The sequence below is a fragment of the Streptomyces arenae genome (genome assembly GCF_022343545.1).
Lineage (GTDB): Bacteria > Actinomycetota > Actinomycetes > Streptomycetales > Streptomycetaceae > Streptomyces > Streptomyces humi.
Map to the genome: position 1 here is coordinate 23,936 of NZ_JAKQYH010000005.1, position 9,256 is coordinate 33,191.

The following is a 9,256-nucleotide window of genomic DNA, read 5'->3' on the forward strand; positions in this document are numbered from 1 at the left end:
GTGTAGGTGATGCCGTGCATGTGATGCCGTGTGGGCGGTGCCGTACGGGCGGTGCCGTGGTCTGACGCGGCGCGGGCGGGGGTCAGGCGCCCGGCGAGCGGCGGTCGGTGATCAGCCGCATCCGCACCGCCTCGCCGTCCAGCAGGGCGGCCAGCTCGGGGGCCGGGGTGACGTCCAGGGCGGCGCCGGACCGGTGCTCGACCAGTCGTACGACGACGTCGTCGCGCTGGAAGATCGTGCTGTGCACCACCGGACCCGCCGGGTCCTCGGTCGCGGCCTCGTCCTGCTGCGCGAGCAGCTCTGCGAGCCGCATCCCGCGGCCCGGCTTGGCCGGGTAGTACAGCGCGTGCCGCTCGCCCTCGGTCTGCTCCTCGGCGCTGACGTGGTGGACGGCCGGCAGCGCCGCCCGGGTGAAGAACACCCGTGCGGACTCCTGGTCCTCGAGGTCGCGGTCCTGCTCCAGGTAGGGGTTGATGGCCTCCTCGACGGCCCGTACCTCGGGCTGCCGGGCGACGTGGCGCAGGGCGGCCATCAGGTCGCCGCGCACCTCGATGGCCCGCACGACCCGGTTGCCGTGCATGAACAGGGAGGTGCGGCACAGCCGGGTGGAGTCGTCCACCCGGGCCTCGGGCGAGGCGTAGTCGGCGAGGATCCTCGCGACCTCGGCCTCGCTGCCCGGCCGGACCGTGAAGGTGAGCGCGTGGCGGATCACGCCGTCGCCCATCCGCGGGTTGGCCTGGAGGACGCGTACGGCGTCCGCCGACGGGCCGCCCGTCTCCCGTACGACGTGGAAACGGAGCGAGCGGGTGTCCCGGACGCAGTTGTGCAGCGGCTTCACCATCTCCACGTGCTCCTCGCTGTTCACCCAGGCGAGGAACGGCGGGGCGCTCTCCCACTCGCTGGTGATCAGCCACTGCGAGGGGTTCTCGATGGACTGGCAGAGCTGGTCGCTGACGTGGCCGGGCACCTTGGCGACCTGGCTGCACAGTTGCTCGTAGGCCTCCAGGAACTGCTGCTGCGCGCCGTCGTGGACGTCCACCAGCAGGACGACCCGGAGCCGGGAGCCGTCGAAGACGGACTGGGAGACCCGGGTCGACACCGGGCGGGTGGTTCGGGTCGGCTTCTCCGTGACCTTTTCCGAGATCGTCGTCATGCTTCGCACATCTCCTTCGCGGGGGCAGCGGCCTGCGCCTTCGCCGATGACGCGGCGTCAGCGCTTCTTGATCCTGTGCCGGTCCTCCGACGCGCGCGACTCGCGTGAACCAGGTGGGTGATTGAGCACGCGGAACCCCTCCGGAAGGGGCATGGAAGTTGCATCGCACCTGACGCACCAACACCCGCCCCTGGAGTGCCCGATGCACCAGAAAACCGATCACCAGGTCCCCGTCCTCGTGGTGGGCGGCTCCCTAGTGGGCCTGTCCATGTCCCTGTTCCTGGGCCGTCTAGGCGTACGTCACATGCTCGTCGAACGGCACTCCGGGACCTCGATCCACCCACGCGGCCGGGGCAACAACGTGCGGACGATGGAGCTGTTCCGGAAGGCCGGCATCGAGTCCGACATCAAGGCTGCGGCCTCCCTGCTCGCGGAGAACCACGGCATCCTGCAGGCCCCGACGCTGGTCGGCGACGCCGGTGAATGGCTGTTCAAGGAGATCGACCCGGGCGGCGGGCTCGCCCGGTTCAGTCCGACGGGCTGGTGCCTGTGCAGCCAGAACGACCTGGAGCCGGTGCTCCGCCGGGCGGCCGAGTCACTCACCGGCGAGCTGCGCTACTTCCATGAGCTGGAGTCCTTCGAACAGGACCCCGAAGGAGTGACGGCGTACGTCCGCGACCGTGACTCCGACCGGATGTACACCGTCCGCGCGGACTACCTGGTCGCCTGCGACGGGCCGCGCAGCCCGGTCCGGGGGCGGCTCGGCATCGGCCAGTCGGGTCCCGGCGACCTGTTCGCGAACGTCAGCATCACCTTCCGCTCCAAGCTGCTCGCCGACACCGTCGGGGACCGCCGCTTCATCTGCTGCTACCTCACCGACCCGGAGGCGGACGGCGCGCTGCTGCCCGTCGACAACAAGGAGCGCTGGGTCTTCCACGCCCCGTGGCACCCCGAGCGCGGCGAGACCCTCGACGAGTTCACCGAGGAGCGGCTCACCCGGCACATCCGCCGCGCGGTCGGCGTCCCCGACCTCGACGTGGAGATCACCGGCCGCGCGTCCTGGCGTGCCGCCGAACGTGTGGCCGAACGGTATGCGGACCGGCGGGTCTTCCTCGCCGGTGACTCCGCGCACGAGATGTCACCGACCGGCGCGTTCGGCTCCAACACCGGCATCCAGGACGCCCACAACCTGGCCTGGAAGCTGGCGGCGGTCCTGGACGGCTGGGCCGGACCGGAGCTGCTGCATTCGTACGGCACCGAGCGCCGCCCGGTCGCCCTCGCCACCAGCGCCCGTGCCTCGGCCCGCTCGGTGGAGCACAGCCACCCCGGCTTCGCGCCGGCGCCCGGTGTCGGCGCGGACCGGCGCGGCGGGATCCTCAACGTCGTCCTGGGCTACCGGTACCCGAAGGGGGCGGTCGTCGGGGCGGACCCTGAGCAGCCGCTGGTACCCGACGGGATGAACCTGACGGGTCAGCCGGGCAGCCGGGCCCCGCACCTGTGGCTGCGCCGCGCGGGCGAACGCGTGTCCACCCTCGACCTGTACGAGCGGTCCCTGGTGCTGCTCAGCGCCCCGGATTCGCCCTGGCACCTGGCGGCCCGCCGGATCGCGGACACGGAGCGGGTACGGCTGGACGCGTACGGCATCGGAGCGGCGGGGTCGGGGGCCGACCTCGTGTACGACACGGAGGACGGCGACTGGGCCACGGCGCACGGGACGACGGCGGCCGGGGCGGTACTGGTCCGCCCGGACGGATTCGTGGCGTGGCGTTCGGACGGGGCCGTACCCGACCCCGAGGGAGAACTGCGGGAGGTACTGGCGCGGGTACTGCGGAGAAGGTGAGCCGGGGCGGCGGCGGGCGCGGGGCCGCTAGAAAGACACGGCTGGACAACGCGCCCCAAAGGGGCGCTGGGGGTACCCCCGGCCGGAGGCTGGGGGAGGAACTGCGCGACCAGCCCCCGCCGACCCGCAGCCGCCGACGAACCCACCGGCCCGCAGCCGCCGGCGAAACAGAACCCCGCAGACGACCGGGCGCCCGAACCCCCAGCCCCTCAGATCCGGACCTCTACGGTCTTCGCCAGTCGGTCGTGCAGGCCCCTGCCGTCCCGGTCCCAGACCAGTGCCGGGATGGCGAGGCACAACAGGACCGTGCGGGCCAGCGCGCGCAGCGGCTGTACCCGCCCGGTCTCCACCCCGACCACCCGCAGCCCGAAGAGCCGCTTACCCGGTGTGAAACCGACCGTGCCCACGGTGAGGACACCCAGGACGAGGAAGACGAGCAGGGCCCAGTTGCTGGTGGCCGGCGTGTAGCCCTTGGTGATCAGGCCGTATGCGATCAGGACGCACAGCCCCCAGTCCACGACCAGCGCGCCCAGCCGCCGCCCCGGGCGGGCGACGGAACCCGGTCCCTGCTCCGGCAGACCCAGCTGCTCGCCCCGGTACCCGAACTCCGCGCCCGCCTCTTCCAGGGCCGCGCGGGGTCCGGAGAGCCACGATCCGACTGCTTGCCTGTTGTCCACCCGACAACGGTACTGCGCGGGGGTCCACCGGGGTCCCGGCGGGGTACCACGGGCTACGGTGGAAGCGAGCCCGGTTAACTTCAGCGAAACAAATGGGTCACGCCCGAGAAATCACCCGTCCCTAGGGTCGAGGACAGCGTGTGCCACCGCACTGGCCGCACGAACGAACTACCACCCCGGCACGGGAACGGCCGGGAGTAGGAGGAGCTGGATGTTCCAGAACGCCGACGAGGCCAAGAAGTTCATCGCGGACGAGGACGTCAAGTTCATCGACGTCCGTTTCTGCGACCTGCCGGGCGTCATGCAGCACTTCACGCTGCCCGTCGAGGCGTTCGACCCGGACGAGGAGCTCGCCTTCGACGGATCCTCGATCCGTGGTTTCCAGGCGATCCACGAGTCCGACATGGCGCTGCGCGCGGACCTGTCGACCGCCCGGGTGGACTCCTTCCGCCGGGACAAGACGCTCAACATCAACTTCTTCATCCACGACCCGATCACGGGCGAGCAGTACAGCCGTGACCCGCGCAACGTGGCGAAGAAGGCCGAGGCCTACCTCGCGTCGACCGGTATCGCCGACACCGCGTACTTCGGTCCCGAGGCCGAGTTCTACGTCTTCGACAGCGTCCGCTTCGCCACCTCGGCGAACGAGAGCTTCTACCACATCGACTCCGAGGCCGGTGCCTGGAACACGGGCGCGCTGGAGGACAACCGCGGTTACAAGGTCCGCTACAAGGGCGGCTACTTCCCGGTCCCGCCGGTCGACCACTTCGCCGACCTGCGCGCCGAGATCTCCCTGGAGCTGGCCAAGTCCGGCCTCCAGGTCGAGCGCCAGCACCACGAGGTGGGCACCGCCGGCCAGGCGGAGATCAACTACAAGTTCAACACGCTGCTCGCCGCCGCCGACGACCTCCAGCTCTTCAAGTACATCGTGAAGAACGTGGCCTGGCGCAACGGCAAGACCGCGACCTTCATGCCGAAGCCGATCTTCGGTGACAACGGCTCGGGCATGCACGTGCACCAGTCGCTGTGGGCCAACGGCGACCCGCTGTTCTACGACGAGGCCGGCTACGCGGGCCTGTCGGACACCGCCCGCTACTACATCGGTGGCATCCTCCGGCACGCGCCGTCGCTGCTCGCGTTCACCAACCCCACGGTGAACTCGTACCACCGTCTGGTCCCGGGCTTCGAGGCGCCGATCAACCTGGTGTACTCGCAGCGCAACCGCTCCGCCGCGATGCGTATCCCGATCACGGGTTCGAACCCGAAGGCCAAGCGCGTCGAGTTCCGCGCGCCCGACTCCTCCGGCAACCCGTACCTCGCCTTCTCGGCCCTGCTGCTCGCGGGCCTGGACGGCATCAAGAACAAGATCGAGCCGGCCGAGCCGATCGACAAGGACCTCTACGAGCTGGCTCCCGAGGAGCACGCGAACGTGGCCCAGGTCCCGACCTCGCTCCCGGCCGTCCTCGACTCCCTGGAGCGCGACCACGAGTTCCTGCTCGCCGGTGACGTCTTCACGCCCGACCTGATCGAGACGTGGATCGACTTCAAGCGCACCAACGAGATCGCCCCGCTCCAGCTCCGCCCGCACCCGCACGAGTTCGAGCTGTACTTCGACGTGTGATCGACGCCTCCCCGGCGGCCGGCGCCCCCGTCCCTGTTTCTCAGGGCGGGGGCGCCGTCGTATCGTGCCGGGGTACGGATGTTCGAGACGGGGGTACGGGGTGTCGCAACAGGACGACGGGGAGCAGGAGTTCGACTTCAGGTGGGCCGCCGACGCGGAACACAAGGAGCCGTCCGCGCGGGCGCGCATGCTGGCCGCCCGGTGGCGGGAGAACCCTCCGGACCCGGCGCCGTTCCGGGCGGACCCGGGACCGGTGGCACCACGGCGGTCGTCGTGGGTGTCGACGGCGATCGTGCTGGGGTGTGTGGCGGCGGTGATCCTGTTGTTGGGGTACATACAGACGCGGTCGCCGTACTAGGGGCCGCGGCACACCTCACGCGCACCTTTTGCCGCTACTAGGGACGTTCGGAACCTCTCCTTGGCCACGGGCAGGTGCACACTGGACAGCGGGACGAGTGCCTGACTGCGGGGTGGTGCAGATGCAGAGCCGCTTCCGGAGCGACCGGCGGCTGACCGTGCGGATGACGGTCACGCTGTTCCTGCTCGGGTTGTTGTACGTGGGGTTCGTCGCCGCGCTGATCGTGCTGCTGAAGTCGTGGCTGCTGGTCGTCGTGCTGGTGGGCGCGATGTTCGTGGCGCAGTTCTGGTTCTCCGACCGGATCGCGATGTTCGCCATGCGCGGGCGGGTCGTGGAGCGCGAGGAGTATCCCGAGCTGCACGCCGTCGTGGACCGGCTGTGCGCGATCGCGGACATGCCGAAGCCGGTGGTCGCCGTATCCGACATGGACATGCCGAACGCGTTCGCGACCGGGCGCAACCCCGATCACGCCGTGGTCTGTGTGACCACCGGGCTGCTGCGGCGGCTGGAGCCCGCCGAGCTGGAGGGTGTGCTCGCGCACGAGCTGTCCCATGTGGCGCACAAGGACGTCGCCGTGATCACGATCGCGTCGTTCCTCGGTGTGATCGCCGGCCTGATCGTGCGGTTCGCCTTCTACTCGCAGCTCTTCGGGGGCGGGCGCCGGGACCAGAACACCGCCGCCGTGTTCGCCGCCGTCATCGGGGTCTCCGCGGCCGTGTACGCGATCAGCTTCCTGCTGATCCGGGCGCTGTCCCGGTACCGGGAGCTGGCCGCCGACCGGGCCGCCGCCCACCTCACCGGCCGTCCCTCCGCCCTCGCCTCCGCGCTCACCAAGGTCTCCGGCGACATCGCCCGGATCCCGACCAAGGACCTGCGGACGGCCCAGGCCTTCAACGCGTTCTACTTCACCCCGGCCGCCGGCAAGGAGCCCGGCATCGAGCGCTTCTTCTCCACCCACCCGCCCCTGGAGCAGCGTCTGGAGCAGCTGGGGCGGATCTCGGCGGAGCTGGGCGAGGCGGCGACGCCCGGAAAGGCCGGGTGAGCATGGGGCTCCTGGACATCCTGCTCGGCCGTACGAAGCCCGTCGCGCCCGACCTCGACCAGTTGTTCGCGCTGCCGTCGGCGGCGGTCACGCTGGAGGCGGCGGCCGGGTTCACGCCCACCGGCGGGGGCGCGGTGTGCTTCGCCACCGTGGAGGGCGCGGCCTTCGAGCAGACCCACCGCGAGGTGCAGGCGCTGCTCGACGCGGACGCGGACCGCGGCGGGGTGCCCGTGGAACTGCACCAGGACGACTACGGGTACTCCTGGCTGGTCTCGCAGCGCTCCCCCGACCAGCTCGTCCAGCTCGTCAACGACCTGCACGCGGTGAACAGTTCGATGGAGGTCAACGGCTTCGGACCGCAGCTGCTCTGCTCCCTGGCCTCCTTCGGGGACGAGCGCGGGCGCCGGCTCGCGCTCGTCTATCTCTACAAGCGGGGCACCTTCTACCCGTTCGCCCCGTTGCCCGGCACCGGGCAACGGCGGGACAGCGCACTGGAGTTGCAGGTGAAGGCGGCGCTCGTGAACGACCTCAGGATCGAGCAGGACCTCAGCCGCTGGCTCCCGGTGTGGGGTGCTCCCGGCCTCTGAGCGGCCGGGAGCACCTGCCTACTTGGCCTTGTCCCGCTGCTGGCGCCGGACCTCCAGGGGGCGCTCGCGACGGTAGCGGCGCTCCCACTTGGCCTGCCGGTCACGGCGGTCACGATAGGACTTGTAGTCGTCGGCCATGCCCCCGCCGGACGAACCGCCCGACGCGCCGCCCGAGGTGGGGGCCGAGGCCGAGTCCCGGCCGTAACGGATGTACAGGAAGAGCAGGGCGACGGCGGCGAGCCACCAGTTGTGGTTGCCGAAGCCGAGGACGACCAGGACGACGGTTCCGGATAGGACGATGGTGCCCATGACGGGCCTCCGTGGCGTGGGTGTGTGAGCGTTTCGACGGACCCGACGGCACGCGGGGGACGGGCGGCCGTCCGTCGGTGCGTAGCAGATTTCCCGGCGGGCGTCCGCGGCGGCGGTACGCGGCCGGCTCAGACCCCGCGCACCGCCGCCAGCACCCCGGCCGTGACGGCGGCGTCGAGGACGGCGTGGTCGGCGGTGGTCCGGTCGGCGTAGGCGAGGGCGAAGTCGGTGATCGCCCGGTCGAAGGTGTCGGCGCCGCCCAGGTAGGAGGCGATGGCGATGCGGTCGCCCGAGCGGGCGTGGGCGCGGGCCAGGGTCGTACCGCACAGGGCGGCGTAGACGCGCAGTCCCGTCGGGTCCATGGCGGCGACCTCGATGGAGCCCTTCATGTCGCGCAGCTGGCGCCAGTAGAAGGCGCGGCCCTGGGGGCCGGTCATCCAGCCGAGGAAGATGTCCCCGGCGGCCTGGAGCAGCCGCTGTCCGGCGACGACCCGGTGGCCCTGGTGGACGTACGGGCCGCCCGGCAGGTGGTCCTCCAGCACGGACGCCCGGGCCTCCTTGATCTGGAGGAACAACGGGTCGTCGGCGTCCCGGCCGACGAGGAGCACGATGAAGCAGCGGGTGCCGACGCTGCCGACGCCGACGACCTTGCGGGCCGCGTCCACGAACCGGTAGCGGTCGAGGAGCAGCCGGCGCTCCTCGGCGACGGTGGAGCGGTAGTCGCTGAAGGCCTTGCGGAGGAGGGCCATGTCCGAGGCGCCGGCGGGTTCCAGGAGCGGCGGGTCCTGGATGATGCGGCGCCGTCCGCCGGTCACCTCGGTGAGCTTGCCGAGCGCGTGCAGGCTGGTGCGGCGCCGGGCCCGGCTGAGGCTGTCCTCGATCCTGCGCCGCCTGCGGGCGGACCGGACCAGGGAGATCAGGCTGTCGGCGTCGACCCGCTCGTACCAGACGTCGAGTTCACCGAGGCCCGCGAGCCGCCGCACGGCGGCCCGGTAGGCGGCCACGCCCGCCCGGGTCGCGGACCGGGCCTCCGGATCGCTGTGCCCGTTCTCGCGGGCGGCGACGGCGACGGAGGCGGCGAGCCGTTTGACGTCCCACTCGAAGGGTCCGGGGTACGTCTCGTCGAAGTCGTTCAGGTCGAAGAGCAGGGTGCGCTCGGGTGAGGCGTAGAGCCCGAAGTTCAGCAGGTGCGCGTCGCCGCACAGTTGCACGGTGAGCCCGGTGTGCGGCTGGGCGGCGAGGTCGGCGGCCATCACGGCGGCGGCACCGCGCAGGAACGAGAAGGGCGAGGCCGCCATCCGCCCGTACCGGATGGGCAACAGATCGGGCAGCCGGTCGCGCCCCTGCCGCTCCAGTACGGCGACGGGGTCGGGCCGGTCCACGGAGGGCGGCCAGAGGACGTGCGCGGACCGGGGGGCACGCTTGCGAGCGGCCTTGCCGCGGGCGGCGCGCTCGGCGGGTGTGGACATACGGCGCTCCCCTCGGTCGGCTGCCCCTCCGTCACCTGCTGATCGCAGTGAAGAGTCTCCGCCCGGCCCCCCGCATGCCGAACCCGGCGAACGGGTGACATGGGGGGGAGGCCGTACGGGGGGGACGGGGGCCGGGCGCGAGGGTGCCGCGCGGGGGGGCCGCGCGGGGGGGTGCCGCGCGAGGGGGGCGCGCGGGGGGG

9 protein-coding genes are annotated in these 9,256 nt (G+C 71.5%); 5 read left to right on the top strand and 4 right to left on the bottom strand.

The genetic code is table 11. The features are described 5' to 3' along the window. Positions 1-82 precede the first annotated feature (82 nt). Positions 83-1,153 (bottom strand): SchA/CurD-like domain-containing protein, encoded by a 1,071-nt coding sequence (locus tag MB828_RS02715; protein WP_301646783.1) that lies wholly within the window; start codon positions 1,151-1,153, stop codon positions 83-85. A 202-nt stretch (positions 1,154-1,355) separates the two neighbouring features. Between MB828_RS02715 and MB828_RS02720 the strand changes: the two genes are divergently transcribed. Continuing rightward, entirely contained in the window at positions 1,356-2,993 is a 1,638-nt protein-coding gene (locus MB828_RS02720; RefSeq protein ID WP_301646784.1) for an FAD-dependent oxidoreductase, read from the top strand. 209 nt (positions 2,994-3,202) lie between these two features. Here the strand turns inward: MB828_RS02720 and MB828_RS02725 are convergent, their stop codons facing one another. Then, positions 3,203-3,670 (bottom strand): RDD family protein, encoded by a 468-nt coding sequence (locus tag MB828_RS02725; RefSeq protein ID WP_133029095.1) that lies wholly within the window; start codon positions 3,668-3,670, stop codon positions 3,203-3,205. Between the two features lie 211 nt (positions 3,671-3,881). Here MB828_RS02725 and glnA point away from each other — a divergent pair, with 211 nt between their 5' ends. From glnA to pspAB, 4 genes are all read left to right on the top strand, one after another. Then, a complete protein-coding gene (gene glnA / locus MB828_RS02730; RefSeq protein WP_133029094.1) occupies positions 3,882-5,291 on the top strand; it encodes a type I glutamate--ammonia ligase in 1,410 nt (469 codons plus the stop codon). A 100-nt stretch (positions 5,292-5,391) separates the two neighbouring features. Continuing rightward, positions 5,392-5,649 (top strand): hypothetical protein, encoded by a 258-nt coding sequence (locus tag MB828_RS02735; protein WP_301646785.1) that lies wholly within the window; start codon positions 5,392-5,394, stop codon positions 5,647-5,649. Between the two features lie 121 nt (positions 5,650-5,770). After that, on the top strand, positions 5,771-6,691 hold the full coding sequence (gene htpX, locus MB828_RS02740) for a zinc metalloprotease HtpX (RefSeq protein ID WP_046728292.1): 921 nt from the start codon (positions 5,771-5,773) through the stop codon (positions 6,689-6,691). Between the two features lie 2 nt (positions 6,692-6,693). Next, positions 6,694-7,278 carry a PspA-associated protein PspAB gene (pspAB, locus tag MB828_RS02745; RefSeq protein WP_301646789.1) on the top strand — a complete coding sequence of 195 codons (585 nt, stop codon included), beginning with the start codon at positions 6,694-6,696 and terminating at the stop codon, positions 7,276-7,278. An 18-nt stretch (positions 7,279-7,296) separates the two neighbouring features. Here pspAB and MB828_RS02750 read toward each other — a convergent pair whose 3' ends face one another. Together MB828_RS02750 and MB828_RS02755 are read right to left on the bottom strand one after the other, a co-directional pair. Then, the gene (locus MB828_RS02750) at positions 7,297-7,587 is read right to left on the bottom strand and encodes a hypothetical protein (RefSeq protein WP_301646786.1); all 291 of its coding nucleotides are present in this window, start codon (positions 7,585-7,587) and stop codon (positions 7,297-7,299) included. Positions 7,588-7,715: 128 nt separating this feature from the next. Continuing rightward, on the bottom strand, positions 7,716-9,056 hold the full coding sequence (locus tag MB828_RS02755; RefSeq protein WP_301646787.1) for a DUF2252 domain-containing protein: 1,341 nt from the start codon (positions 9,054-9,056) through the stop codon (positions 7,716-7,718). Positions 9,057-9,256 lie beyond the last annotated feature (200 nt).

Bases quoted from the DNA above. Each gene is read 5' to 3' on its own strand.
- MB828_RS02715 (WP_301646783.1), bottom strand. From the start codon at position 1,153: ATGACGACGATCTCGGAAAAGGTCACGGAGAAGCCGACCCGAACCACC.
- MB828_RS02720 (WP_301646784.1), top strand. From the start codon at position 1,356: ATGCACCAGAAAACCGATCACCAGGTCCCCGTCCTCGTGGTGGGCGGC.
- glnA (WP_133029094.1), top strand. From the start codon at position 3,882: ATGTTCCAGAACGCCGACGAGGCCAAGAAGTTCATCGCGGACGAGGAC.
- htpX (WP_046728292.1), top strand. From the start codon at position 5,771: ATGCAGAGCCGCTTCCGGAGCGACCGGCGGCTGACCGTGCGGATGACG.
- pspAB (WP_301646789.1), top strand. From the start codon at position 6,694: ATGGGGCTCCTGGACATCCTGCTCGGCCGTACGAAGCCCGTCGCGCCC.
- MB828_RS02750 (WP_301646786.1), bottom strand. From the start codon at position 7,587: ATGGGCACCATCGTCCTATCCGGAACCGTCGTCCTGGTCGTCCTCGGC.
- MB828_RS02755 (WP_301646787.1), bottom strand. From the start codon at position 9,056: ATGTCCACACCCGCCGAGCGCGCCGCCCGCGGCAAGGCCGCTCGCAAG.